Annotated in this window: 28 protein-coding genes, 1 pseudogene and 3 other annotated features; of the genes and pseudogenes, 26 read left to right on the top strand and 3 right to left on the bottom strand. The window is 43.0% G+C overall.

Features of this window, described 5'->3' with window-relative positions; all coding sequences use genetic code 11:
* The first annotated feature begins 80 nt into the window (after window positions 1-80).
* The 17 genes and pseudogenes from BIV59_RS24220 (at window position 81) to BIV59_RS07185 (ending at window position 13,780) form a co-directional block, all read left to right on the top strand.
* Complete coding sequence (locus tag BIV59_RS24220; RefSeq protein WP_276205130.1) at window positions 81-212, top strand: hypothetical protein; 132 nt, start codon at window positions 81-83, stop codon at window positions 210-212.
* A 137-nt stretch (window positions 213-349) separates the two neighbouring features.
* Window positions 350-1,381 carry a glyceraldehyde-3-phosphate dehydrogenase gene (locus BIV59_RS07255; protein WP_071350799.1) on the top strand — a complete coding sequence of 344 codons (1,032 nt, stop codon included), beginning with the start codon at window positions 350-352 and terminating at the stop codon, window positions 1,379-1,381.
* Window positions 1,382-1,855: 474 nt separating this feature from the next.
* Window positions 1,856-2,236 (top strand): adenosylmethionine decarboxylase, encoded by a 381-nt coding sequence (gene speD / locus BIV59_RS07250; RefSeq protein ID WP_071350798.1) that lies wholly within the window; start codon window positions 1,856-1,858, stop codon window positions 2,234-2,236.
* Between the two features lie 184 nt (window positions 2,237-2,420).
* On the top strand, window positions 2,421-2,816 hold the full coding sequence (locus BIV59_RS07245; RefSeq protein ID WP_071350797.1) for a hypothetical protein: 396 nt from the start codon (window positions 2,421-2,423) through the stop codon (window positions 2,814-2,816).
* Between the two features lie 143 nt (window positions 2,817-2,959).
* Window positions 2,960-3,424 (top strand): transcriptional regulator NrdR, encoded by a 465-nt coding sequence (nrdR, locus tag BIV59_RS07240; RefSeq protein WP_071350801.1) that lies wholly within the window; start codon window positions 2,960-2,962, stop codon window positions 3,422-3,424.
* Window positions 3,425-3,569: 145 nt separating this feature from the next.
* Window positions 3,570-5,000 (top strand): replication initiation and membrane attachment family protein, encoded by a 1,431-nt coding sequence (locus BIV59_RS07235; protein WP_071350796.1) that lies wholly within the window; start codon window positions 3,570-3,572, stop codon window positions 4,998-5,000.
* Window positions 4,987-5,928, top strand: coding sequence for a primosomal protein DnaI (dnaI, locus tag BIV59_RS07230; protein WP_071350795.1), 942 nt, complete (start codon window positions 4,987-4,989; stop codon window positions 5,926-5,928). The genes BIV59_RS07235 and dnaI overlap by 14 nt, the downstream gene beginning before the upstream one ends.
* Before the next feature lie 397 nt (window positions 5,929-6,325).
* A complete protein-coding gene (gene ytxC, locus BIV59_RS07225; RefSeq protein ID WP_240501864.1) occupies window positions 6,326-7,171 on the top strand; it encodes a sporulation protein YtxC in 846 nt (281 codons plus the stop codon).
* Between the two features lie 102 nt (window positions 7,172-7,273).
* Window positions 7,274-7,515: a binding site (T-box leader), on the top strand.
* A gap of 102 nt (window positions 7,516-7,617) precedes the next feature.
* The gene (gene thrS / locus BIV59_RS07220) at window positions 7,618-9,549 is read left to right on the top strand and encodes a threonine--tRNA ligase (protein WP_071350793.1); all 1,932 of its coding nucleotides are present in this window, start codon (window positions 7,618-7,620) and stop codon (window positions 9,547-9,549) included.
* A 223-nt stretch (window positions 9,550-9,772) separates the two neighbouring features.
* Window positions 9,773-10,273, top strand: a complete 501-nt coding sequence (locus tag BIV59_RS07215) for a GNAT family N-acetyltransferase (protein WP_071350792.1) — start codon at window positions 9,773-9,775, stop codon at window positions 10,271-10,273.
* Between the two features lie 144 nt (window positions 10,274-10,417).
* Window positions 10,418-10,557, top strand: a sequence feature (ribosomal protein L20 leader region).
* A gap of 129 nt (window positions 10,558-10,686) precedes the next feature.
* A complete protein-coding gene (gene infC, locus BIV59_RS07210; protein WP_071350791.1) occupies window positions 10,687-11,190 on the top strand; it encodes a translation initiation factor IF-3 in 504 nt (167 codons plus the stop codon).
* 21 nt (window positions 11,191-11,211) lie between these two features.
* Window positions 11,212-11,412: a 50S ribosomal protein L35 gene (gene rpmI / locus BIV59_RS07205; RefSeq protein ID WP_034309070.1), complete on the top strand. Its 201-nt coding sequence runs from the start codon at window positions 11,212-11,214 to the stop codon at window positions 11,410-11,412.
* 35 nt (window positions 11,413-11,447) lie between these two features.
* Window positions 11,448-11,807 carry a 50S ribosomal protein L20 gene (rplT, locus tag BIV59_RS07200; RefSeq protein WP_071350790.1) on the top strand — a complete coding sequence of 120 codons (360 nt, stop codon included), beginning with the start codon at window positions 11,448-11,450 and terminating at the stop codon, window positions 11,805-11,807.
* 81 nt (window positions 11,808-11,888) lie between these two features.
* Window positions 11,889-12,161, top strand: coding sequence for a DUF1294 domain-containing protein (locus BIV59_RS07195; protein ID WP_240501863.1), 273 nt, complete (start codon window positions 11,889-11,891; stop codon window positions 12,159-12,161).
* 57 nt (window positions 12,162-12,218) lie between these two features.
* Window positions 12,219-12,352, top strand: a pseudogene (locus BIV59_RS22745) (SDR family oxidoreductase); the annotation flags it as partial.
* Window positions 12,353-12,480: 128 nt separating this feature from the next.
* Entirely contained in the window at window positions 12,481-13,209 is a 729-nt protein-coding gene (locus BIV59_RS07190) for a DsbA family oxidoreductase (protein WP_071350789.1), read from the top strand.
* A gap of 127 nt (window positions 13,210-13,336) precedes the next feature.
* Window positions 13,337-13,780 carry a GNAT family N-acetyltransferase gene (locus tag BIV59_RS07185; protein WP_071350788.1) on the top strand — a complete coding sequence of 148 codons (444 nt, stop codon included), beginning with the start codon at window positions 13,337-13,339 and terminating at the stop codon, window positions 13,778-13,780.
* A 78-nt stretch (window positions 13,781-13,858) separates the two neighbouring features.
* On the opposite strand, the gene BIV59_RS07180 is transcribed toward BIV59_RS07185, so the two are convergent.
* Window positions 13,859-14,230, bottom strand: a complete 372-nt coding sequence (locus BIV59_RS07180) for a hypothetical protein (protein ID WP_071350787.1) — start codon at window positions 14,228-14,230, stop codon at window positions 13,859-13,861.
* Window positions 14,231-14,486: 256 nt separating this feature from the next.
* Here BIV59_RS07180 and BIV59_RS07175 point away from each other — a divergent pair, with 256 nt between their 5' ends.
* The 3 genes from BIV59_RS07175 to BIV59_RS07165 all read left to right on the top strand — a co-directional run bounded on the left by BIV59_RS07175 (window position 14,487) and on the right by BIV59_RS07165 (window position 17,256).
* On the top strand, window positions 14,487-14,978 hold the full coding sequence (locus BIV59_RS07175; RefSeq protein WP_071350786.1) for a dUTP diphosphatase: 492 nt from the start codon (window positions 14,487-14,489) through the stop codon (window positions 14,976-14,978).
* 149 nt (window positions 14,979-15,127) lie between these two features.
* Window positions 15,128-16,213: a M42 family metallopeptidase gene (locus BIV59_RS07170; RefSeq protein WP_071350785.1), complete on the top strand. Its 1,086-nt coding sequence runs from the start codon at window positions 15,128-15,130 to the stop codon at window positions 16,211-16,213.
* A 224-nt stretch (window positions 16,214-16,437) separates the two neighbouring features.
* Window positions 16,438-17,256: a general stress protein gene (locus BIV59_RS07165; protein WP_071350784.1), complete on the top strand. Its 819-nt coding sequence runs from the start codon at window positions 16,438-16,440 to the stop codon at window positions 17,254-17,256.
* Window positions 17,257-17,348: 92 nt separating this feature from the next.
* Here BIV59_RS07165 and sspI read toward each other — a convergent pair whose 3' ends face one another.
* The gene (gene sspI / locus BIV59_RS07160) at window positions 17,349-17,561 is read right to left on the bottom strand and encodes a small acid-soluble spore protein SspI (protein ID WP_071350783.1); all 213 of its coding nucleotides are present in this window, start codon (window positions 17,559-17,561) and stop codon (window positions 17,349-17,351) included.
* A gap of 120 nt (window positions 17,562-17,681) precedes the next feature.
* On the opposite strand from sspI, the gene BIV59_RS07155 reads away from it, so the two are divergent.
* From BIV59_RS07155 to pheT, 3 genes are all read left to right on the top strand, one after another.
* The gene (locus BIV59_RS07155; protein ID WP_071350782.1) at window positions 17,682-18,440 is read left to right on the top strand and encodes a TrmH family RNA methyltransferase; all 759 of its coding nucleotides are present in this window, start codon (window positions 17,682-17,684) and stop codon (window positions 18,438-18,440) included.
* A 58-nt stretch (window positions 18,441-18,498) separates the two neighbouring features.
* Window positions 18,499-18,732 (top strand) — a binding site (T-box leader).
* A 101-nt stretch (window positions 18,733-18,833) separates the two neighbouring features.
* A complete protein-coding gene (gene pheS, locus BIV59_RS07150) occupies window positions 18,834-19,874 on the top strand; it encodes a phenylalanine--tRNA ligase subunit alpha (protein WP_071350781.1) in 1,041 nt (346 codons plus the stop codon).
* A 54-nt stretch (window positions 19,875-19,928) separates the two neighbouring features.
* Window positions 19,929-22,343, top strand: coding sequence for a phenylalanine--tRNA ligase subunit beta (pheT, locus tag BIV59_RS07145; protein ID WP_071350780.1), 2,415 nt, complete (start codon window positions 19,929-19,931; stop codon window positions 22,341-22,343).
* A gap of 142 nt (window positions 22,344-22,485) precedes the next feature.
* Here pheT and rnhC read toward each other — a convergent pair whose 3' ends face one another.
* A complete protein-coding gene (rnhC, locus tag BIV59_RS07140) occupies window positions 22,486-23,436 on the bottom strand; it encodes a ribonuclease HIII (protein WP_071350779.1) in 951 nt (316 codons plus the stop codon).
* 146 nt (window positions 23,437-23,582) lie between these two features.
* Between rnhC and zapA the strand changes: the two genes are divergently transcribed.
* The 3 genes from zapA (at window position 23,583) to polX (ending at window position 26,403) form a co-directional block, all read left to right on the top strand.
* Complete coding sequence (zapA, locus tag BIV59_RS07135) at window positions 23,583-23,843, top strand: cell division protein ZapA (RefSeq protein WP_071350778.1); 261 nt, start codon at window positions 23,583-23,585, stop codon at window positions 23,841-23,843.
* Between the two features lie 4 nt (window positions 23,844-23,847).
* The gene (locus BIV59_RS07130) at window positions 23,848-24,390 is read left to right on the top strand and encodes a CvpA family protein (RefSeq protein ID WP_071350777.1); all 543 of its coding nucleotides are present in this window, start codon (window positions 23,848-23,850) and stop codon (window positions 24,388-24,390) included.
* A gap of 294 nt (window positions 24,391-24,684) precedes the next feature.
* Window positions 24,685-26,403 (top strand): DNA polymerase/3'-5' exonuclease PolX, encoded by a 1,719-nt coding sequence (gene polX, locus BIV59_RS07125; protein ID WP_071350776.1) that lies wholly within the window; start codon window positions 24,685-24,687, stop codon window positions 26,401-26,403.
* Window positions 26,404-26,417 lie beyond the last annotated feature (14 nt).

Below are 26,417 nucleotides of genomic sequence, written 5' to 3'. Positions count from 1 at the left end.
GAGCGTAAGTGCGAGACTCCTGCTTAGATTAGCGGGAAGGTGAGACCCCGCAGGCGAAGCAGAGGAGGCTCACCGCTTGCGTGGAAAGCGAGCAACCTGAAGCGGAAATCAACCCCTTGTTCCATAGCAGCAAAGTTTACGAAAACAGCCTATTTAAAGATGTCTGCTGCACGGCGTCTGAAAAGGAACCATCTGGAGAGGATATGAACTAAAAAGTGAATCAGAGACATCATAATTAATAAATATGCTGATTTTTAGAGAAATGTTTACCGCTTTCATTATGAATTATGCTATACTAATTGTGGAAATAACATAATGAGTATAACACTAATTCGGGAGGTTCCGAAACATGAAAGCAAGAGTAGCGATTAATGGATTTGGAAGAATCGGAAGAATGGTTTTCCGTAAAGCAATTCTAAATGATAACCTGGACATTGCGGCAATCAATGCCAGCTATCCTGCTGAAACCTTAGTGCATTTAATTAAATATGATACAAACCATGGCAGGTTTGACGGGGATGTCAGGGCGGAAGAAGACTCTATTATAGTGAATGGGCACCGTGTTCGGCTCATTAATAACCGCGACCCGAGACTGCTTCCATGGGGCGAAATGAATATAGATATTGTTATTGAAGCAACAGGAAAGTTCAATAGCAGGGATAAAGCTGCGAAGCATCTTGATGCCGGAGCTAAGAAAGTTGTATTAACAGCTCCCGGAAAAGAAGAAGATGTTACAATCGTGATGGGTGTCAATGAAGAAGCGCTTCAGGCTGATGAACACTATATCATCAGCAATGCCTCCTGTACCACGAATTGCCTGGCACCTGTCGCAAAGGTGCTTGAAGATAGTTTCGGAATTGAAAATGGCTTAATGACAACGATTCATTCTTATACAAATGATCAGCGGAACATAGATAATCCCCATAAAGATTTAAGGCGTGCAAGGGCTTGCGGGCAAAGCATCATTCCAACCACTACGGGTGCTGCAAAAGCACTTTCGCTAGTGCTTCCGCAGTTAAAGGGCAAGCTTCACGGAATGGCCTTAAGAGTACCGACCCCAAATGTCTCGCTTGTGGATCTTGTGGTCGATGTAAAAAGAGATGTTACTCTTGATGAGGTTAATGAAGCCTTTATTACTGCTTCAAAAGGGCCTTTAAAAGGAATCCTTGATTTCACGGATGAGCCGCTTGTATCAATAGACTTTAACACGAATCCTCATTCAGCCATCATTGATGGACTGTCAACAATGGTCATGGGGACAAGGAAGGTGAAGGTCTTAGCCTGGTATGATAATGAATGGGGTTATTCCTGCCGTGTTGTGGACCTTGTGAACCTGGTGGCAGATGAAATGCTTAGTATGAAAGAAATGAAGGTAGGATAAACAGAAGGAGCTCCCCTGAAGAGGGAAGCTTCTTTTTTTGGATCATTTCTTAAGTTAATGAGTCTGAGAGGAAAACCCATTGTTAAATCATGTTAATTGGAACGAGCATCCCGAAGCGGAAATCAGCCACCTTGTTTCACAGCTGCAACGTTTACGAAAACTCCCTTTATAAATGACGGACAGCAATAAAGAAACATTTTTAATATGGATTTTTATTTTGGAAAAGATATGCAGAGTGCGGGCTGCTCCCCGTTTCGTGTAAAATCAAGGGATTTTCAGATAGCTGGATATAAAAAAGATATGTTGCAAAGTAATAATAAACAAAGTATACTATGATTCGTGAACTTCTTAGGTTAGACCTTCATAATGGCTACTTAAAGGGTTAGGACCTCTTTGGACTAACTTTCCCCCGTGGTAGTTATTTGCTTGAAATTTACAAAAATATTTTTATCATGTTAAGGGGGAAACATAAACATGGAAACAATGGGCAGACATGTAATATCAGAACTTTGGGGCTGTGACTTCGAAAAATTAAACGATATGAATTATATTGAGCAGGTTTTTGTTGATGCAGCATTAAAATCTGGAGCAGAGGTCCGTGAAGTGGCCTTCCATAAATTTGCACCACAGGGAGTTAGCGGAGTAGTAATTATTTCTGAGTCTCATCTGACTATCCACAGCTTTCCTGAACACGGATATGCAAGCATAGATGTGTATACATGCGGAGATTTGAACCCGCACATTGCTGCAGACTACATTGCAGAGGCATTGAATGCACAAACACGCGAAAATATCGAACTTCCGCGTGGAATGGGCCCTGTACAAGTGAAAAATACTAAAGTTAATGCACTATAATTTAATGACGATTCAGGAGATGCCCGCGCGGCGTCTCTTTTTATTTGCAGGGAAATAGGGAATTTCAGGCATACTTGCCTTGCCATTACTGCTCTTTGTTCCTCGGAATATGATGCTTATGCTTTTTTTTACACAGTTCGACATGTATAATGATTACATCAAAACAATTTCAAGGATGATGTGTATGGCTTTGTTTCAGTCTATTTTTAAACGGTACAATCAGCAATGTGAAACGAACGATCATCATAAAGATGAATTGCTAAGGACGCATTATTATAAAGCGAATGCAGAAACAGCGCTTCGTGCAGCAGAAGAGATTTTTGCAAATAAACAGCAATTTGAAATTAAATCTGTTTCAAAGGAGCACGGTGAAGTTTTTGCTGTGACCCGAAAGGCCCCGCGCATATCCATTATTGCAACCGTCGTAACCGTAAAACCGTTTGAAACTGCAGTCGATTTTACAGTCTCCACGGAAAAGCGCTCCCTGACCGGGGTATATCCGCTACTGTCCAGGGTGGCTGCTGGTTCCTACGAACAACTTGACAAGAAGCTCCCGGCTGCAGCCGGAAAAAAAGCATAATTGCTGGCTTCCAGGAGCTCTGAAAGCTTCTGAACAGTTCTTTATTTCTTCTTGTACTGACAGGTTCTTTTTATAGTATAATGGTATGAAAATGGTTCGTTCTCCATGGATAGGGAGAACTGCATAAACGGAGCTGATAAATGATGAAATGCCCGTCCTGCCAATATAACGGCACACGAGTATTGGACTCCCGGCCTGTAGACGAAAGCCGCTCCATCCGCCGCCGAAGGGAATGCGAGGTGTGCGGGTACCGTTTCACAACATTCGAAAAGGTTGAGGAAATACCTCTAATCGTTGTGAAAAAAGGGGGAACCCGAGAGGAATTCAGCAGGGATAAGATTCTCCGCGGCCTGATAAGGGCATGCGAAAAGCGTCCTGTGCCTTTGAAGGAACTAGAGGAAATTACAAATTTCGTTGAAAAGGAACTGAGAAGCCAGGGGATATCGGAAGTCAAGAGCGACAGCATTGGCGAAATGGTCATGGACAAGCTGGCAGGGGTAGATGAAATTGCTTATGTCAGATTTGCATCCGTGTACAGGCAGTTTAAAGATATTAATGTATTTATAGATGAATTGAAGGATTTAATTAATAAAGAGAAAAAGAGCTGAGGCAACTACTTTGGCTCTTTTTTTCACTGAAAAGCCGTGAAATCATAAAAGATTGCGCAAACTACTGTTGACTGTGAACGCGGGCGGCCTGGCAGCTGCGGCTCCTGCACCCGCTATGATTCACTTTGGAAAGGTTTGAATATGGATGTCCAACCACTGGCAGGAATTGCTTCCCGTAGACCGATATTCGGTATCATCAGCAGGGCTGCTTCATGATTATGACCGCAAAGTATTGACACTATTGTATCAGCCGCTGATCGGGCCGGTATGCATCAGCCTTTATATGACTTTATGGAGTGAGCTTGAAGAAAACCGCCTTTGGTCAGAGTCTTCCCTGCATTATAATTTGATGAACACAATGAGCATGAATTTGAGAGAAATATATGATGCGAGAACCAAGCTAGAAGGTATCGGCCTTTTGACGGTTTATAAAAAGAAGGCAGATGAAAACAAGCAGTTTATTTATGAAGTGAATCCGCCGCTGAGTCCGGAACAGTTTTTCACGGACGGCATGCTGAACATTTATTTATATAAAAAAGTAGGAAAAGCCCAATTTATGCGCCTGAAGAAATTCTTCTGTGATGATCGTGTGCCTGTTGGGGAATATGAACAGGTAACCAAATCTTTTGCGGAAATCTTCGCTTCGGATCACCTTGATTCTTTGTATGTTACAGATGAGTCTTTAAAGGATTTAAGCGTAGACCAGTCCAAGAGATTAATGAATCGAAAAGAAGGCGTAGAGCTGCAGGGGTTTGAGCATACATTTGATTTTGATTTGCTGTTTGCTGGCATCAAAACCTCGCTCGTGCCGCGCAGGGCATTTAATTTGAAGGTCAGGGACACGATTGCCAAGCTCTCCTTTTTATATGGAATTGATCCCATACAGATGCAAAAGCTTGTTCTCGGCTCTCTTGATATAGACAATGAAATTGATCTGGAAGAACTGAGGAAATCAGCCCGCGACTGGTACCAGATGGAATATCATGCTGACATGCCGAGCCTTATTGAAAGGGTTCAGCCCCTAAAATATATTTCACATTCCGAAGAGCCTAAAACGAAGGAACAGCTTTATATCCGCCATTTAGAAACCGTATCGCCGCGCAGCCGTTTGATCCAGCTATCTGGCGGTGCTGAGCCGTCCAAATCTGATTTGCAGATTCTCGAGGATATTATGCTCAAGCAAAACCTGACACCGGGAGTAACGAATGTGCTTGTTGAATATGTGATGATCAAAACTGATATGAAGCTGACGAAGGCTTATGTGGAAAAAATTGCGAGCCATTGGGCAAGAAAGCGTGTTGTTACGGTTGCAGAGGCCATGGAGCTCGCCAAAAGCGAGCACAGGCAATATCAGGAATGGGCAGATAATAAGAAAACAGGAAATACCCGCTCGAAAAAAGCCATTAGGACGGAATCTGTTCCAGAGTGGCTGAATGAAGTGGAAGACAATGAAAGCTCTCCTGCAGCGGCTGCGAAGGTTACCGAAAATGAGAGCCTTGAAGAACGGAAGAGACAGTTTGAGGAAAAATTAAGAAAGCTAAAAACTGGAGGTGAAGCAGCCCGTGGAACGGATTGATAAATCGCTGAATAAGCTTGCTAATACCGGAGATTTTCAGAAAAGATATGAACGGACTAAAAATGAAATCCTGAATGATGAAAATGTCCGTTATTTTTTAAATGAAAACAGTTCCGCCATTTCGAAGGAAACTGTGGATAAAAACCTGATGAAGCTTTATGAATATAGCACACAAAGTAAAAATGGCTGTGAAAAATGTCCAAGCCTTGAAGGCTGCATAAATGTGATGGAAGGCTATCAGCCGCATTTGGTCCTTCAAGGCAATGGAATTGATCTTCATTACGAGCCATGTCCCCGGAAAATAGTTCATGATGAAAAAACCAAACGGGAAAAACTGATTCAGAGCCTGTATGTTCCGAGGGATATACTGTCTGCAGGCATAGAAGATTTTTATCTGAGCGATTCGTCTGCAGGCAGAATGGATGCAGGCGAAAAGGCAATGGCCTTTGTGATGGATTATGAGCCTGGGAAAAAGCAGAAGGGGTTATTCCTGTATGGGAAATTTGGTGTCGGGAAGACATATCTGCTTGGGGCCATTGCAAATGAGCTGGCCAAAAAACAAATTTCTTCCCTGATTGTATATGTGCCTGACTTTCTCAGAGAACTAAAAGGGTCCATTGGGGACAATACGATCAATGAAAAAATAGAAATGACCAAGCATGCTCCTATACTTATGCTTGATGATTTTGGTGCGGAAACGATGACAAGCTGGGGAAGAGATGAAGTCATCGGGCCCATTCTGCAGTTTAGAATGCTTGAAAATCTTCCTACCTTTTTCACGTCCAATTTCGACATGGACGGCTTGAAAAATCATTTAACCTTTTCACAGCGGGGGGAAAAAGAAGAAGTAAAGGCAGCACGGGTCATGGAGAGGATCCGCTATCTGGCTGAGCCTATCCATTTAAACGGGAAAAATAGAAGACTTTAAAATTTACATTAAACAGGCGGCTGCGGACAGCTGCCTGTTTTTATGTTTTAAGCTCTATTTTTAAAGATTTTTGTTTTTTAATTGTTCTGTGAAGCGAACCTGTTGTTAAACCGGGTTGATTGGAGTGTAAGGTGCGAGACTCCTGTGGGATTAGCGGGAAGGTGAGACCCCGCAAGCGCGCTTGTGAGGCTCACCGCCCGCCCCACGGAAAGCGAGCATCCTGGAGCGGAAATCAACCCCCTCTTTCAATAGAAGCAAAGTTTACGAAAACCGCCTTCTTTTAAGAATTTTTGCATAAAGTCTCATTTTTCCATATTCTGTTCCCCTCCTGCTTCTAAATAGAAGGCTTATCCCATATACATAAGCAGAAAGGCAGGCTTAGGGGGGAATAGATTTGGTGCATATCCATTTTCAAAACGAATCAGAAGCAATCATTTTAAAGAAATTGGTTTCTGTCCATCCGTACTGGGCAGAACTCCATTCACATATTCATTTCAGCACTGACCTCAAATTGATCGTTCAGATAAAAGAAAATAATGCCGAAAAGATACTGTCGATGTTAAGTGATGTCTTTTATTCCTATTTGCTGAAGGAAAAACTTTCATCTGTACTTGAAGAGATCGTGACCAAAAAATTCTTTTTTCAGGAAAGAGAAGAGGTGGAGGCGATTACTGATATTGCACATTCCATCATAGAAGGAGACAAGAAGAAAAATAAAGCGAGTCTTTTTGACAGGGAAAGGGCAATCCTTGAAGAAGGATTAAGGAGCATCCTGCTGGAAAAAGACACATTTTCTTTTGATTCATTTGCTACCTTTCGGCTCAAATCCTTTTACGGCACCCTGCTGCACTACGCAGGTCTCGCCATTGATGAATATAAGCTGGAACAGGATTATCAGAACTTCATTGCTTCGCTTCGTGATATGCTGAACGAACGGCAGCCGAAAACAGGCATCATACATTTGCTCCATGACAATGGCTTTCACTTTTATAATGATAAGCGTATGAAGATGGATAAACAGGAAGTATACCGGCTGATTGACAGGAAGCTTATGAGCGAAAAAAATCCTTTTTACATTGATTCTTCTGTTTTGGCTCCCTTGATTTCTATAGCACCTTCTTCTTTGCATCTGTACACAAATGAAAGCGAGGATGGATTGATCCGGACCATCAGCAGGATTTTTGAGGAAAGAACGGTCATCAAGCCCCTCCATACGTTCAGTGAGCAAAATGGCTTTGCATAGCAGGCTAAAAGCCGGAATTACTTTTGAAAAGTCTGTGAAAATGGTCTTGCTTTTCTTTACATAACACTTTATAATTTCCTACATACTATGAAAAAAACATTCGAAAAAGTTATGATGAGGACAAGGGCATTCTAATTACGGGCTGTCAGAGAGGGAGGACACGGCTGAAAGCTTCCCAGCACGATTAGTACGCTTACCGCCTCTAAACTTCAGCCAGGAACGCTTAAGCAAGTATTGGCTGACGGGAAGCTGCCGTTAAAAGTCACGAGTGTCATTTCCTTAGATGGAAATGAAACAAGGGTGGAACCGCGGGTTAATCTTATATGATAAAGCTCGTCCCTGTATTTTATACAGGGGCGGGCTTTTTTTGTGTTTTTTTAAACCCCTGTCTGGCTTTCGGGCCAGTGCCCGGGAATAAAAAATAGAAGTAAAAAGGAGAGATTTGAATGTCAGAATCAATCAAGATTTCATTTCCGGACGGCGCTGTAAAAGAGTTTCCGGCCGGAACTACAACTGAAGACATTGCGTTTTCAATCAGCCCGGGACTAAAGAAAAAATCAATAGCCGGAAAATTTAACGGCGAGCTGTATGATTTAAAACGTCCGATTACTGAAGATGGTTCAATAGAAATTGTTACACAAGATAGCGCGGAAGCTCTTGAGGTTCTTCGCCATAGTACAGCGCATTTAATGGCACAGGCTGTTAAACGTTTGTTTAAAAATGCTAAATTCGGAGTTGGCCCTGTTATTGAAGGCGGATTCTACTATGATATGGATCTTGAAGAGTCTTTAACCCCAGAAGATTTGCCGAAGATTGAAAAAGAAATGAAAAAAATCGTAAATGAAAATCTCGAAATCCTCCGCAAAGAGGTAAGCCGTGATGAAGCAATCAGCAAATTCAAGGAAATTGGGGACGAATATAAGCTTGAGCTTATCGATGCCATTCCAGAGGAGCAGCAGGTAACGCTTTATGAGCAGGGAGAATTTTTTGACCTGTGCCGCGGAATTCATGTACCTTCAACAGGCAAAATCAAAGAATTCAAGCTTTTGAGCATTGCTGGCGCTTATTGGAGAGGAAACAGTGATAATAAAATGCTTCAGCGGGTGTATGGAACAGCTTTCTTCAAGAAAGAAGATCTTGAAAAACATATGCAGATGCTGGAAGAAGCAAAAGAGCGCGACCACCGCAAGCTCGGCAAAGAACTGAGCCTGTTTACAAGCTCTCAAAAAGTTGGCCAAGGTCTTCCGATGTGGCTGCCAAAAGGCGCGACTATCCGCCGTGTCATCGAGCGGTATATTGTGGATAAAGAAGAGCGTTTAGGCTATGACCATGTATATACTCCTGTTATGGGAAGTGTAGATTTATATAAAACTTCAGGACACTGGGATCACTATCAGGACGACATGTTTCCTGTCATGGAAATGGAGAATGAGCAGCTTGTTCTTCGTCCGATGAACTGCCCGCATCATATGATGATTTATAAAAATGACATCCATAGCTACCGCGAGCTTCCGATCCGCATTGCCGAGCTTGGGCTTATGCACCGTTATGAAATGTCTGGTGCCCTTTCAGGATTGCAGCGTGTCCGGGGAATGACTTTGAATGATGCTCATCTATTTGTACGCCCTGACCAGATTAAAGAAGAATTCAAACGTGTAGTCAATCTGGTATTAGAGGTATACAAGGATTTCGATATTAAGGATTACTCTTTCCGGTTATCTTACCGTGACCCAGAGGATACTGAAAAATATTTCAATGATGATGCTATGTGGGAAAAAGCGCAAAGCATGCTGAAGGAAGCCATGGATGATCTTGGTCTTGAGTATTTCGAGGCAGAAGGCGAAGCGGCATTCTATGGCCCTAAGCTTGATGTCCAGGTGCGTACGGCGCTTGGCAAGGACGAAACATTGTCAACGGTCCAGCTTGATTTCTTATTGCCGGAACGCTTCGATTTAAGCTATGTGGGTGAAGACGGCAAGCCGCATCGTCCGGTCGTTATCCACCGCGGAGTCGTATCGACAATGGAGCGTTTTGTCGCATTCCTTATTGAAGAATATAAAGGTGCATTCCCGACATGGCTGGCACCTGTCCAGGTTCAGGTTATTCCTGTATCACCTGAAATCCACCTCAGCTATGCCAAGGAAGTACAGGAAAAGCTGCAGGCCCAAGGGCTTCGTGTATCCCTGGATCAGCGGGATGAAAAAATCGGCTATAAAATCCGTGAAGCCCAAATGCAGAAAATCCCTTATATGCTTGTAGTAGGGGATAATGAAAGTAAGGAAGGCAGTGTCAATGTCCGTAAATACGGAGAACAAAAGTCTGAAACTGTAGCTTTTGATGAATTTGTAAATGCCATAAAGCAAGAAGCTAAACTATAAGCCTAAGAAGCATTGGGCATGCCGCCGTAGGCGGCAAAATGAATCGATATTCCATCAAAGGGCCATGACTCCATAGCTGTGCAGTTAATATTTGCACTGAAAGGGGCATGGCCTTTTTTTAGGCCCCCAGGACGGGGGTCACAAAGACGTTGCCGCAGGACGCGGCGTTCTTAGTCTTTGATCTGCTATTCAGGCGCTTGCGCTTTAGAAGGGAGAAATAATTATGAAAATCCGTGCAGCGTTGCAAAAAGATGCCAAAGCTTTGGCAGCATTGATGGAGCATGCAGATGAATCAGGCTTTATGCTTTTTAATCCAGGTGAAAGAAAGGTAAGGCCCGAAATGCTCGAGGAAAGATTTTTGAGGGCAGGGGACGATGCGGTTACAAAGGTTTTTATAGCTGAAGACAGCGATGGAGAATTAATCGGATATTTAATGCTCATTGGAAACAGTAATGAAAGGGCTCGCCATAAAGCATATATTGTAATCGGTGTGGCTGAGCAGGCGAGAGGAAAAGGCGCCGGCACCCGATTATTCGCTGAGTGTGAAGAACATGCAAGAAGGCTGAACCTGCATAGACTTGAACTTACTGTGATCGCCCATAATGAAGCTGCCATCGCATTATATAAAAAAATGGGGTTTGAGATCGAAGGCATTAAACGGGACTCGGTGTATTTAGGAGGAAAGTTTGCAGATGAATTCTATATGTCGAAGCTCCTGAATTAAGGATATTTTATATATTTTTACAAAACGTATTGCCAAAACCCAGGATATTTGATAAGATAATTTTTGTTGTGAAAACAAAGTAATGTATTTGACAAAACATCTGTGTTTATGATATATTTTCTAAGGTGAATTGAATACGAGTTTGAGGAAAAGAAGAAGCACCCGCTTCTCACCTGGTTGACGCAAATCGTGTTGTTAACAGGTTTCATGATTTGATTATTTGGAATGATTCTATCTAGTCTATCTGTGTGGGTGTTTCTATGCATCCACACTTTTTTATTGATTAAAAGTAGATGCAAACTAAACAGATCATGGCAATGGCAAGCGAAAGTGTTGGCAGTGAGTTGGTTTCTTCAGCCCGAACGCTTGTATTCGCTAAATATCCTTGGAGGTGGCTAACTATTAGTAAAGACATGATGGTAAACGAGGGCATCCGGGCCCGTGAACTTCGTCTTATTGACCAAAACGGAGAACAGCTTGGAATCAAAACGAAATTCGAGGCATTGGACATTGCCGCTCGTGCAAATCTTGATCTAGTATTAGTTGCTGCGAATGCAAAGCCTCCGGTAGCCCGCATAATGGACTACGGAAAATTCCGCTTCGAGCAGCAAAAGAAAGACAAAGAAGCACGCAAGAATCAAAAAGTAATTAGCTTAAAAGAGGTTCGCTTGAGCCCGACTATTGATGAGCATGACTTCAATACAAAACTTCGGAATGCAATCAAGTTCCTTGAAAAAGGCGATAAAGTGAAAGCTTCTATCCGTTTCAAAGGACGTGCAATCACGCATAAGGAAATCGGCCAGCGTGTACTAGACCGTTTCTCAGCTGCATGTAAAGAAGTGGCGACCATTGAATCACACCCAAAAATGGATGGCCGCAGCATGTTCCTGGTTTTAGCACCGAAAAACGAAAAGTAATGTAATGAGGAGGAATACCTTATGCCTAAAATGAAAACACACCGCGGATCTGCAAAACGTTTCAAAAAAACTGGATCCGGCAAACTTAAGCGTTCAAACGCTTATACAAGCCATTTATTTGCTAACAAATCTACTAAGCAAAAGCGTAAGCTTCGCAAAGCTAGCCTTGTAAGCAAAGGTGACTTCAAACGTATTCGTCATATGCTAGACAATATTAAGTAAGATCGAGTTATCGATTGAAATAGGAGGGAAATAACATGCCACGTGTAAAAGGCGGTACTGTTACTCGCAAACGTCGTAAAAAAGTTCTTAAATTAGCCAAAGGTTACTACGGTTCCAAACATACATTATATAAAGTTGCTAATCAGCAAGTAATGAAATCATTATTGTATGCTTTCCGCGACCGTCGCCAGAAAAAGCGCGACTTCCGCAAACTTTGGATCACTCGTATCAATGCAGCAGCACGCATGAACGGTCTTTCTTATAGCCGTTTAATGCATGGCTTGAAGCTTGCAGGTATCGAAGTTAACCGTAAAATGCTAGCTGAGCTTGCTATCTCTGATGAACAAGCATTTGCTCAATTAGCGACAGCTGCAAAACAGCAATACGAAAAATAAGATCAAATTGATCTGTTAAAGAAGCCATTCTCTTTCGGGAGAGTGGCTTTTTTCATATGCGGGAGAATTGGAGTGGAGGACATGTCAGGCATGGAAGTGCTATGGATTTATTTTGTTATCATTAATATCATCTCTTTTACCATAATGGGCATCGATAAAAGAAAGGCAAGAAAACATGAGTACCGGATCAGCGAAGCAACCCTATGGCTTCTTGCCTGGGTGGGGGGAGGAACCGGCGGATTTGCAGGAATGAGGAATTTTCGCCATAAAACAAAGCATGCCAGCTTTGCATACGGCTTTCCCATCCTGATGGTTTTGCAGCTTCTGGCTATGGTTTATCTGACATTTCAGTAACTAAAGCTGAATGAACGAGTGGTTTAATAACGAAAGCAGGCGGTTTCCTATGAGAATCCAAAAGAAATAGCTTTTGTGGCCATGTTCCTTGCTTCAGATGACAATATGTAACAGGAGAAGATATTACCGCAGATGGAGGCATTATGGCCTATACTTGGCCTGGCGAAATGCTGATTGAAGATAAATGGTAAGAGACAGCTGAATAATATGCAAAACAGCTCCGATTCATGATGATCCGGGGCTGTTTTGTGCATATCATATACGAATTTCCGGGCGATATGCTACTATAGAAACTATCTTATATAAAAGAGGTGCCATTATGAAAATTGAAGTATGGTCTGATTTTGTTTGTCCGTTTTGTTATATTGGAAAACGCCGCCTAGAAGCAGCGCTTTCTCAATTTCCCCATAAAGATCAAGTGGAAGTGGAGTTTAAAAGCTTCGAGCTGGATCCAAATTCAGCACTGAATGCTGGTGAAAATATTCATGAAATGCTGGCTAAGAAGTATGGCATGAGCGTTGAACAAGCCAAGCAGGCTAACGCGGGAATAGGCCAGCAGGCGCAAAGTGAAGGTTTGGAGTATAATTTCGAGAACATGAAGCCTACGAATACATTTGATGCCCATCGCCTGGCTAAGTTTGCCAAGCTTCATGGAAAAGAAGCAGTGCTGACTGAAAAGCTTCTTTACGCGTATTTTACAGAGTCTAAGATTATCAGTGATCCTGAGGTTCTGGCGGATATAGCTGAGGCTTCCGGCTTGGATAGGGTGAAGGCAAAAGAGGTATTAAGCGACAAAAATGCATATGCCGCTGATGTTCGCCAGGATGAAAGTATGGCACAGCAATACGGGATTACCGGAGTTCCTTATTTTGTCATCAATCAAAAATACGCCATATCAGGAGCACAGCCAGCCGAAACTTTTACTGGAGCACTACAGCAGGTATGGCAGGAGGAAAATCCTGTACAGAAGCTTAAGGATCTTTCAGGAGATACACCAGCAGATGCTTTTTGCGCAGATGGCAGCTGTGCGGTTCCTGGTGAAAAATAACTGGCTTTGTAAAAGAGGAGAATAGGAAGCTATTCTCCCTTTTCTGTTTGAATATTTTTTTTGAGGGATTACATACTAAGCATCTGTCATTTGATGATTGTACAAAAATCGGAAGCGGAGGACATAAATGGGCTGGGTGCTGAAGAAATTTAACGAGTTGACGAATCATGAATTGTACAGGATCTTAGAAGAAAGAACACGGGTATTTGTTGTGGAGCAAAATTGCCCTTATCTTGAGGCTGACGGTAAGGATACAGCCTGCTATCATCTTTTTCTGGAGGAAGAAGGTGTCATGCAGGCTTATTTAAGAATTGTACCTCCAGGAGTTTCCTATAAACAAGCATCCTTAGGCAGGGTTTTGGTGAAAAAGGAATGCAGGGGAAAGGGCCTGGCCCATGATTTAATCAAGAGAGGCATAGATTTTGTTCAGCGGGAGCTTGGGGAAACGGTGATTAAGATCCAAGCTCAGGCTCACCTGGAAGATTTTTATGGTTACTTTGGTTTTAAGGCGATTTCTGAACCTTACATCGATGATTACATACCTCATATCGACATGCTGCTATCTGAATAACAAGCAGACAGCATGAATTAACCTGCAGGAAGATCGGCCATGGAGAATGAAATCAGCATGGCTGATCAGCCCCTCACTTCAAGTATTTTTGTGATGATAAATGGAATTTTTCCAATCAATGATGGCGTCAGGGTAACGTGCTTTAATAATTCCTTCAATTTTTAAAATGTCCTCCTCTGAAGGTTCGGTGAGCGATTCTTTGTTTTTGTCCCAGATGGAGATGGAATGCACCTGCTCATCATCATGCAGATATTTTTCTCCTTCATAAAGGAAGCCGTTAAAGGTAACGAAAAAGTTCTTCCTGATATCAGCCCTGTCATCAAGGAAATAGAACTTTTTCTGTTTATGGGCGTGATGCAATTTACGGCGCGGACTAGCTATATAATGAAAGAAAGAGTAAATGATAAATATGATGAATGCAAGCAGCACTATCCGAATGGCCAAAATCATAGTTGCCTCCTGTTATTAAAGAATTCAATGCATGTAATATATGTACGATGGTGATTTTAATAAGTTTCAAATTTTGCTTTAATTTCGCTAACTGCAGCTGTAAATGCAATGAAATAACAAGGCTATTTTCGCAATTGCATGGACAAGGTGGCTGATTTCCTCTCCTGGTGACTTTACGGGATCGCCTCACAGAACACACAAAAAAACAATAATCTTTAAGAAAAGAGCCAATAATAAAAAGGCAGGGATCAGAACGATGAACTTACATAAGCTTTTTAGCATGCAGGCCGCACTGGATTCTCATATAGAAGAGCAGCATGGAATCAAAAAAGAAGATGTGCTGGAAAAAAAAGTGCTGGCACTGCTGGTGGAAACAGGTGAGCTTGCTAATGAAACAAGAACCTTTAAATTTTGGAGTGTAAAAGGGCCCTCGGAACGCAAAAAGATCCTTGAGGAATATGTAGACGGCATCCATTTTCTGCTGTCGCTTGGGATATCTCTGAATCTGGAGGATGCAAACATCGCTTTTGAATCAAAACAGTGTGAAGGAAGCCTGACATCCCAGTTCTTGGAGGTCTATGCGAAAATTGGCGAGTTCAGGAAGCAGCTTTCGAATGAAGCGTATCTTGAGATGTTTCAGTCATTCATTTCTTTAGGTGATATGCTTGGTTTTTCCGGACAGGATATCGAAGAAGCGTATGTAAGCAAAAATGAAGTCAATTACGACCGCCAAAAACAGGGATACTAAAAACTTCTATTAAAGAAAAGCTTCAGCCGGGGAATATGCACGACGAATACAAGAGTTGACGAATTGACGCCAATTATGAAAAAATTTTGTGAATTTGGGTTTAGTTTTGTATAATATAGCTGGAACATAAGAAAAAAGGGGGTTTTTTGATGGTGAAATTAGATGAAACTCTAACCATGCTGAAAGATCTTACTGACGCTAAAGGCATTCCAGGCAATGAAAGCGAAGTAAGGAAAGTTATGAAAGAATACATAGCTCCGTTTGCAGATGAAGTTACATCTGACGGATTAGGAAGCTTAATTGCCAGAAAAACAGGAAAAGAAGATGGACCGAAAATCGCGGTGACTGGACATCTAGATGAAGTAGGCTTTATGATTACCCAAATTGATGATAAAGGCTTTCTTCGCTTTCAGCCTGTCGGCGGCTGGTGGTCACAGGTTATGCTTGCACAGCGGGTCACAATCGTTACCCGCAATGGAGATGTGACAGGAATTATCGGTTCTAAGCCTCCTCACATTTTAAGTGCAGAAGCAAGGAAAAAGCCAGTTGAAATTAAAGATATGTTCATTGATATTGGCGCAGCCAGCAAAGAAGAAGCACAGTCATGGGGAGTAAGGCCTGGAGATATGGTTGTTCCATACTTCGAGTTCACAGTAATGAATAATGAAAAGCTGCTGCTTGCTAAAGCTTGGGATAACCGCATTGGCTGTGCGATTGCCATTGATGTGCTTAAGCAGCTGGACGGAAGCGATCATCCAAACGTGGTTTACGGTGTGGGTGCCGTTCAGGAGGAAGTAGGCCTTCGAGGCGCGAAAACCTCCACATTTAAAATTCAGCCTGATATCGGTTTTGCTGTTGATGTAGGCATTGCGGGGGATACACCAGGAATTTCTGAGCGCGAAGCTTTAAGCAAAATGGGAAAAGGCCCGCAAATTGTAATTTATGATGCATCCATGGTGTCCCATAAAGGCTTGCGCGAGCTTGTGACAGATACAGCGGATGAGTTGAACATTCCATATCAGTATGAGTCGATTCCAGGCGGAGGCACGGATGCCGGATCCATTCACTTGACTGCTAACGGTGTTCCTGCGCTGGCTATTACTATCGCAACACGCTACATCCATTCTCATGCAGCGATGCTTCACCGCGATGATTATGAAAATGCCGTCAAGCTGATTGTTGAAGTCATCAAGCGTCTTGACCGTGAAACAGTAGACAAAATCATTTACGAATGAAGCGAAACATGATTACTATGGCAGGCTCCCTAAATGGGGCCTGTTTTTTTTTATGGCTGCGCTGCCTTGCAGGACGGGGTCACAAAGACGTTGCCGCAGGACGCGGCGTTTTTAGTCTTTGATCCTTTGACAAGGCGCTTGCGCTTTTTTTTGTTTACAGGTTTATAGTGCGGGTATAGATAGTTAATACTATACGGAAAAATGGATGCAGAGGAGGAGTTATTATGGTTAAGAGTGTTTTTGGGATTTTTGACAGCAGTTCAGAGGTGCAGGGAGCAATTAATATTTTAAAGGCAAAGGGCTATGACAGCGGGGATATTACAATTGTAGCGGATAAGGAAGATAGGCTGGATTTTTTCGGCTCAACCGAAAAAACAGATGTAAAAACCATTACAACAGCTGAAGATACCTATGATGATACATTCATGGATAAAGTCATGAGATTCCTTACAAACGAAGGCACATTTGACCTCAAAGACCAATTGGAAAACACGGATTTGTCGGATCGAGAAATTTCAGCGTATGTGAGTGATGTTGATGAAGGCAAACTGCTCGTGCTGGTGGATAAGGAGGAGAATCAAGATGACCTTCTTGTAAACTCCGTCCATGCTTCAAGAGAAGATGGAGTGAGTCCAGAAGGTTCTATTGAAACAGGAGTTACGCAAAACCCTGATCCAAATATTTTCCCGAATCCTGCAGCTGCGGCAGAACTGGGCCATGCACATTCTGGTTCCCGCAAAGAGCCTGGTTCCCCTGAAATGCATAGCACAACCGGAACAGAGCAGAATCTTGTGGAAGGAAGCGGCCGCCTCAATACAAATGCTTTTACTGCGATTGGCAAGGATGGCGATGAAGACAGCAGCAGCCGTTCAAAAACAAAAAGTATACGTGATAAAGAATTGGAAATTGAAAAGAAAAAATCAGAGGAAGCTCATTATAAGGAGAACCTGAATCAGGAAGAAGATGTCCAGCTGGATTCTGATGATAATCCAATTGTTCATGATGACATTTTTAAAAATAGGATTAATACCGATCACTTATGAGGTTTCAAATAACGGCAGGAGGCCTTAAGAGGCGAACTGAATCTGCCGCCCTTTAAGGAGAAAAGAAAAAAGCAATAGCCAGGGTTGCCCGGCTATTGCTTTTTTAATCCGTTTTCCAGCGTTTGAAGCATTTCGCTTTTTTCCTCATTAGAGGCATTTTGCCAAATGACTTCGAACAGTACGCCAAGACCAGGAAGCATCTTTTCTTCACCATTTTGGATGGCATCGACGATTGTATCCTGCAGCTGATCCTGCGAGTTGCCGCTTACGTTGTGGATAATCGCATTTCGAAGGTTTAAATTCATTGTCAATCCTCCCTTAAATCATGATTACTCACAGACTTAGTTTTTCACAATGGTGCATGCATTATGTATGCTAATTGCGTTATAATAGGACAATCATTGAAATAAAGGAGGCAATTTGCCTTGAATTTTATAGAATCAGCAAAAAATCCGAAGGTAAAGCAATGGAAAAAGCTTTTAGGCAAAAAAGAGCGGGATAAGACGGGGAAGTATATAATTGAAGGTTTTCATTTAGTGGAAGAGGCATTAAAAGAAACTGACGTTGTAACGGAAGTCATTCTTTCAAAGGAAAAAGAGCTTCCTGTTTCCTTTAAATTGGAAGGCACTGATGTTACATATGTAAGCGAAGACGTAATGAAGGCCATTTCTGATATGGAAACTCCGCAGGGAATCATTGCCGTTTGCGAGCAGAAGCCATGGAATCTCGAGGAAATAAATCCTGAAAAAATCCTCCTGATTGATGCCGTGCAGGATCCGGGCAACATTGGAACAATGATCCGGACAGCAGATGCTGCAGGAATGGATATGGTCATACTGGGCGAAGGCTGCGCAGATCTTTATCATCCTAAAGTGATACGGTCGACACAGGGAAGTTTATTTCATATGCCAATCATGAAGGGAGATCTTTCTGAAGCGATAGCCGGGCTTCAGGAGCGCGGCATCCCGGTTTATGGCACCGCATTAGAAGGGGCTGTTTCTTATGAAACGGCAGATAAATCGGATTCTTTTGCCATTCTGGTCGGCAACGAGGGGCAGGGTGTTAATAAGGATCTGCTGAAAAAAACCACGCAAAATTTATATATTCCTATTTACGGAAAAAGCGAATCCCTGAATGTTGGCGTAGCATCAGCGATATTAATGTATGCCCTTCGAAAGCAATAATATAATTCAATTTGAATACAAAGCGGAATTATAATATAATATATATCAAATTGAAAAATGAAAGACTATGACGGAGACAAGTAGCACCGGAAAGCCATTTTAGGGATAAATGCCTTGACTGAAAGCATTTTATGGGACTGCCAGTGTGAAATTTCAGCTCTCGAGTCGGCATCGGGATAATCCAAGGGTTGAATGATGCATCGGTGAAAAGCCGTTATCTTTGTCAAGTGAGCGCCGTTAGCATTGGCGCTAATAAGGGTGGTACCGCGATTACATAAACCTCGTCCCTTTCTGGGATGGGGTTTTTTTGCATTCCAAAAGTTTGTCATCCTTCATAAAAATTGCAAGCAAGTGCTACATACCCATATTAAAGAAATAAAAGGAGGAAAAATCATGCAAGAACGTCTCCAGGAACTTCAGGAGGAAGCACTTCAAAAGGTTTTGAATGCTTCTGAATTAAAGGAATTGAATGATATCCGAGTGGCTTATTTAGGCAAAAAAGGCCCTATTACAGAGGTATTGCGCGGAATGGGCAAGCTCTCGGCGGAAGAACGCCCGAAAGTTGGCGCACTTGCCAATGTAGTGCGTGAAGCCATTGCACAGAAGATTGAGGAAAAGCAGCAGGCACTTGAAATGGCTGCTGTGAACGAAAAGCTGGCAGCTGAAAAAATTGATGTAACATTGCCAGGACGCCCTGTCAAAAAAGGAAGCCATCACCCGCTCACAAAAGTCATTGAAGAAATAGAAGATCTTTTCATCGGAATGGGCTATACCGTTGCGGAAGGACCTGAAGTAGAAACAGATTACTACAACTTCGAGGCGCTTAATTTGCCTAAAGGCCATCCGGCTCGCGATATGCAGGATTCCTTCTATATTACAGAAGAAATTTTAATGCGTACCCATACCTCTCCTGTACAGGCAAGAACGATGGAGAAGCACAAAGGAAAAGGTCCGGTTAAAATCATCTGTCCTGGAAAGGTATACCGCAGGGACAATGACGATGCTACACACTCTCACCAGTTCATGCAGATTGAAGGCCTTGTGATTGATGAAAATATCCGCATGAGCGACCTTAAGGGAACACTTGAGGTTTTTGCCAAGAAAATGTTCGGCCAGGACCGGGAAATCCGCCTGCGCCCAAGCTTCTTCCCGTTCACTGAGCCATCAGTGGAAATGGACATTTCCTGCAAAATCTGCGGCGGAAAAGGCTGCAGTGTCTGCAAGGGAACAGGCTGGATTGAAATCCTTGGAGCAGGTATCGTGCATCCGAATGTGCTGGAGATGGCCGGTTTTGATCCTGAAAAATATTCTGGTTTTGCATTCGGAATGGGGCCAGAGCGAATCGCCATGCTGAAATATGGTATTGATGATATCCGCCACTTCTATACAAATGATATCCGTTTCCTAAAGCAATTTGAACAATTCGAATCCTAAGCGCTGCTATGGATATTCAATATTTGAGCTAAAACATTTCTGAGGAGGAAAATCATGTTTGTATCATATAAATGGCTGCAGGATTATGTGGATTTATCAGGAATCACTCCTGATGAGCTTGCTGAAAAAATCACAAAAAGCGGCATTGAAGTTGAAGGTGTAGAAAAGAAGAGTGAAGGCATTTCAGGCGTTGTCATTGGCCATGTCCTTGAAAAAGAACAGCATCCCAATGCAGATAAATTAAATAAATGCCTGGTGGATGTCGGCGGAGAAAATCCGATTCAGATTATCTGCGGCGCCCCGAATGTGGATAAAGGGCAAAAGGTGGCAGTTGCTACTGTCGGAGCGGTTTTGCCTGGGAATTTCAAAATAAAAAAAGCCAAGCTGCGCGGAGAAGAATCAAATGGCATGATTTGCTCGCTTCAGGAGCTGGGCATTGAATCCAAGTTAATCAGCAAGGATTATGCTACAGGCATCTATGTATTCCCGAATGATGTAAAAGTCGGTGGAAATGCATTGGAATACCTTGGACTGGATGATGCGGTACTAGAACTTGGACTTACACCGAACAGGTCTGATTGCCTAAGTATGATTGGAGTCGCCTATGAAGTGGCTGCCATTCTTGGCCGTGAAGTAAAATGGCCGGAGGTTTCTGCTGAAGAAACCGATGAAAAAGCAGACGGCTTGCTTACTGTTCAGGTAGAAGCACCAGAAGATAACCCATTATATGTGGCAAAAGTCATTAAAAATGTAAAAGTAGGGCCGTCGCCTTTATGGCTTCAAGGCCGTTTGATGGCCAGCGGAATCCGTCCCCACAACAATGTGGTTGATATCACGAATTACATTTTGCTTGAATACGGCCAGCCTTTGCACGCATTTGATTATGACCGTCTTGGATCAAAGGAAATTGTCGTAAGGCGCGCACATGATGGAGAAAAAATCGTGACATTGGATGCTGCTGAAAGAACGCTGACTCCTGATCACCTTGTTATTACCAATGGAAAAGAACCGGTTGCCATTGCAGGTGTGATGGGCGGAGCTAATTCAGAGGTTAAAAATGATACGGTTACTGTTATTCTTGAATCTGCTTATTTTTCAGGTGCAGTTGTAAGGAAAACGTCCAAGGACCATTCATTGCGCAGTGAAGCAAGTGCCCGTTTTGAAAAAGGGGTCGATCCCGAAAGAGTGCGCCAGGCTGCTGAAAGAGCGGCCGGATTAATGGCTCAATATGCAAATGGAACAGTTCTTGCAGGCTCAGTAGAGCATGATACATTAACAGCTGAACCGGCTGTTGTGAGCATTACCCTGCAAAAAATCAACAGCCTGCTTGGAACTGAGCTTAAGGTGTCTGAGGTAGTATCCATTTTTGAAAGACTTCAATTCGAAGTGTCTGAAGACAATGGCACATTTACCGTGACTGTCCCGACCCGACGCGGTGATATCACAATTGAAGCAGATTTAATAGAGGAAGTTGCCCGTCTTTATGGCTATGATTATCTTCCGACTACCTTGCCGGTTTCAGCTTCTGCTCCTGGAGGTTTGACGGATTATCAGCTTAAACGCCGCATGATGCGCCGTGTCCTTGAAGGTGCAGGACTATACCAGGCTGTAACGTATTCCTTGACCAGTGAAGAAAAATCAGCACAGTTTGCCCTTTCTAAAAGAGAGTCCATCAGGCTGGCCATGCCGATGAGCGAGGAACGCAGCCAGCTTCGCTTAAGCATCGTTCCGCAGCTTCTTGAAGTATTGAAATATAATAGTGCCAGACAAAACGACTCATTGGCTTTATATGAAATTGGCTCTGTCTTCCTGAAGAAAGAGGGAGAAGACCTTCCAGAGGAAAGAGAACATTTAGCCGGTGCCATTACAGGGCTTTGGGAATCAAATCCATGGCAGGGCGAAAAGAAGCCAGCTGATTTCTACGTTGCCAAAGGAATCCTGGAAACAGCTTTTGCTGCACTTGGATTAGAAGGGCAAATTTCCTTCAAGCAAGCTGAAATTGCCGACATGCATCCGGGCAGGACTGCTCAAGTACTGTTAAATGAAGAAGTCATCGGCTTTGTGGGCCAGGTCCATCCGACACTTCAAAAAGAGCTCGATTTGAAAGAAACCTATGTATTTGAACTTTCTTTCAAAGCTCTGGCAGAAGCTTCAGGAACTCCTGTTTCATACAGCATGATTCCGCGTTTCCCTTCCATCACACGCGACATCGCTCTTGTCTGTGACAGCGAAACAGCAGCAGGGGATATTCAGCAAGCCATTGCCAAGGCAGGCGGAAAATTGCTGAAAGAAGTAAATGTGTTTGACTTATACGAGGGAGAGCGTATGGAGCCAGGAAAAAAATCGCTCGCATATTCTCTGAAATATTTTGATCCTGAACGCACACTGACTGACGAAGATGTAACAAAAGCGCATGACAAAGTGCTTTCAGCAGTTAAAGAGCAATTCGGAGCAGAATTAAGAGGATAACAAAAACTTCAATGAAAAAGCAGTCTGGCCAAATGCCAGACTGCTTTCTTCTGCTTAGGCCCCCAGGATGGGGGTCACAAAGACGCTGCCGCAGGACGCGGCGATCTTAGTCTTTGATCCGCTCACAAGGCGCTTACGCTTTTTATTTATATTTTTTCTGGTATAGGCGTTTGGCTTTTTCTGTGTTGGCGAAGTGGGTTTTGGTGAATTCATTGAGTGCATTTATGCCCTTTTCTCGGATTAGCCTTGCTGCAGCTTCGTCAACTGCCCCGCCTGCACCTTTTGGGATTGTGAAGCCTGCTTTTTCGCTGAGTTTTTCAATATGCCTGATAAAGGCAAAGCGCGCCAGGATAGAGGCAGCAGCCACACTGAGATGGATGCCTTCTGCTTTTGTGCTTAAATAGATGGAATCCGATTCAAAAAGCTGCTGTCCTTTTAAGTAATTGAAAAATACACCAGGCTGGGCAAACTGGTCGATTAGAATTCCTTCGGGCTTTTCTGGAATTTTATTTAACACATGCTTGATGGCAGCGTTATGCAAAAGGGCTTTTATTTTACCCTGGGACATGCCTTGTGCCTGCATGGCGTTGTATTTGGGATTCTCGCATGTGACAAGCGAGAATGGAACAACGTGCCTGATTTGTGATGCAATTTCCATGATCTGTTTATCTTTCAGGTTTTTAGAGTCCTGTACACCCATTTCTTTCAAAAGCCCAAGCTGCTCTTTTTTTGCATAAACAGCTACAACAGTGATGGGGCCAAAATAATCGCCAGTCCCGACTTCATCAGATCCGACTATCGACATTTGCCCAATGCCAGGCGGCGGGGAATACTTGTGCTTGGCAGGATTGGAAGTGGACGTAGCATGCTTGCCTGCAGGTGATGGGGTGTCAGCACTCCATTTTCCTGATTCAAACTCGGCATTTGAACCCTGGAATAATACTTTTCCAGACTTGTAGGCAGTAATGGTGCACTGCGCAGGCTTGGCAGAAAAGATGCTGCCTGGAGGTTTTTTTTCAATGATGGACGCGGAATAGTGTTTTTCCATTTCGTTCATCACAGAAGGATTTACTAATAAAACGACATTTGCCATGTTAAATTGACTCCTTTTTTTAAATTTTTTTCCGTAAATTTACAAAAAAATCGTTATAACAGCTGAATTGGCTGTCCTCTCTCTTTCACGACGAAAAACTTCATGTTATAGTATGAGGTAGGATTCTTTAGAATGGGGGCATTATTGTGCCGGACGATAGAAAAAATAGAACAACGGTTGATATATACGGACAGCAATATACCATCGTGGGTGCGGAGAGCACTGGTCATATCCGCCTGGTCGCATCCATGGTTGACGATAGCATGAGAGAAATAAGCATGAAGAATCCATCACTGGATACAAGCAAGCTTGCCGTGCTGACAGCGGTGAATGCGATACATGATTATCTGAAATTGAAAGATCAAATAGACCAGCTTAAACTGGAATTACAGAAAGAAAAGGACTGAGTGCATGGTAGACTTGGCCATTATAGCCATTCTTGTAATCGGATTTTTTATCGGATTAAGGAGAGGCCTGATATTGCAGCTGATCCATCTTACAGGGTTTATTGTTGCCTTCATCGCCGCATATGCCTATTATGACGAGCTGGCACCGAAGCTGAAGCTATGGATTCCTTATCCGTCTCTAGGAAATACATCTAGTCTGAAAATGTTTTTTGATGGCGCCGGACTTGATGGAGCCTATTATAATGCCATCGCTTTTGCGATCATCTTCTTCGCTGTCAAGATTTTATGGCAGCTTTTGGGGTCGATGCTTGACTTCATTTCCCATTTGCCGATCTTAAGGCAGCTGAATAGCTGGGGCGGGGGAATCTTTGGTTTAGCTGAAGTATATTTTATCATGTTTATCCTATTATACATAGCCGCGCTTCTGCCGGTGGATACCATTCAGGGACCGCTGAATGACTCCTTTATGGCAAAGGCTATAGTAAAAGACACACCAATCCTCTCAAAGACAGTGAAGGATTTGTGGTTTCAATATGTAAAAGTATAAGCGTAAGGTCCTGTGGCCCCGCAGCCTCCAAAGCAATCCTTTATAAGGCGAGCTGGAAGCCCGGGAAAACAGGCCTTTTCTGTCTGTAAATCCCCTTAGAGGCTAATCCTGCGCTGCTGTTTTGCTGTCTGGCCATTCCAGAATAGTTGTACTTTAGTGTGAAGCCATGTATCTTTAAGAATGGGAACCATCATAACTATTAAAGGCAAAAAGAACCTTAGGCTGAACGGAGATTATTACGTGCGGCTTAGGATATCAATATATATTAAAACTAAATCTGGCAGGTGAATTCAGATGACAATCAATAAAAAAGACTGCATAAAATTACTCGAACGAATTGCAACATATATGGAGCTAAAAGGAGAAAATCCATTCAAGGTTTCTGCCTTCAGAAAAGCGGCCGGAGCCCTCGAGACGGATGACAGAAGCTTGTCAGATATAGAAGACTTCACTAAGATGAACGGAATAGGAAAAGGCACGGCAGCTGTTATCGAAGAATTTATTAATGAAGGAAAATCCTCAGTGCTGATAGAGCTTCAGGAGGAAGTGCCAAAAGGATTAATTCCGCTTCTGCAGCTGCAGGGTCTCGGAGGAAAGAAAATCGCGAAGCTTCATAAAGAACTTCAGGTTAATGATGTACATGATCTGAAGCGGGTCTGTGAAGAAGGAAGAGTGCGTGATCTGGCCGGCTTTGGAAAAAAGACCGAGGAGAAGATCCTTGCCGCGATTGAAGATGCCGGAAAAAGGCCAGACAGGCTTCCGCTGGCATTTATGATGCCAATTGCAGGGGATATTGAAGCTGCTCTTGAAAATATGGATCATATCATCCGTTTTTCAAGAGCGGGGAGCTTGAGGAGAATGAGGGAAACCATTAAGGATCTTGATTTTATCATCAGCTCGGATAAACCTGATGAAATAAAAGAGCAGCTGCTCGCCCTTTCTGGGATTAAGCAGGTAATTGCAGCGGGGGAAACCAAGGTATCTGTTGTATTGGATTATGAATATGATGTATCGGTGGATTTCAGAATCGTAAAAGACAATGAATTCATTACCACTCTGCACCATTTTACAGGTTCAAAGGACCATAATGTCCGAATGAGGCAGCTGGCAAAGGAACGCGGCGAAAAGATCAGCGAGTATGGCGTGGAAATCGATGAGACAGGGGAAGTGCTTTCTTTTCAATCTGAAGAAGAATTCTATAAGCATTTCGGCTTGCCGTTCATTCCTCCTGAACTTCGTGAAGACGGAACAGAAGTGGATCACTATAAGGCGGATGAGCCATTAATTAGCTCCTCAGACATCTCCGGGGATCTTCATATGCACACAACATGGAGCGATGGAGCCTATACAATCGAAGAAATGATCGAGGCGTGCAGGGCGAAAGGCTATAAATATATGGCAATCACGGATCATTCTCAATATCTGAAGGTCGCAAACGGGCTTACTGCAGAGCGTCTCAGAGAACAAAAGAAAATCATTCATGAGTTGAATGAAAAATATGATGACATAACGATCCTGTCTGGAATTGAAATGGATATCCTTCCAGACGGTTCACTGGATTATGATGATGAACTGCTTGCTGAGATGGACCTGGTGATTGCGTCCATACACTCAAGCTTCTCACAGAGCCAGGATAAAATTATGGATCGCCTGAAAAATGCGCTTGAAAATCCGCATGTCGATATTATTGCACATCCTACGGGCAGACTGATAGGTAAAAGGGATGGCTATGACGTAGATATGGATATGCTGATTGAGCTTGCAGCTAAAACAAATACGGCACTTGAACTTAATGCCAACCCAAATCGTCTTGACCTTGCTGCTCCGAACGTAAAAAAGGCGCAGGAAGCAGGGGTAACGATTGTCATCAATACGGATGCCCACAGCATTGATATGCTGGAGGATATGCCGATTGGCGTTTCTTCTGCAATAAAAGGCTGGATTAAAAAGACAACCGTCCTGAATGCAATGGATACAGACGGCTTGCTGTCATTTTTAAAAAGGAACGATTAAAGCGGAGATCTACT

This window comes from Bacillus sp. MUM 13 (genome assembly GCF_001866725.1).
Taxonomy (GTDB): Bacteria; Bacillota; Bacilli; order Bacillales; family DSM-1321; genus Peribacillus.
This window is presented reverse-complemented; position numbering and strand designations above follow the sequence as displayed.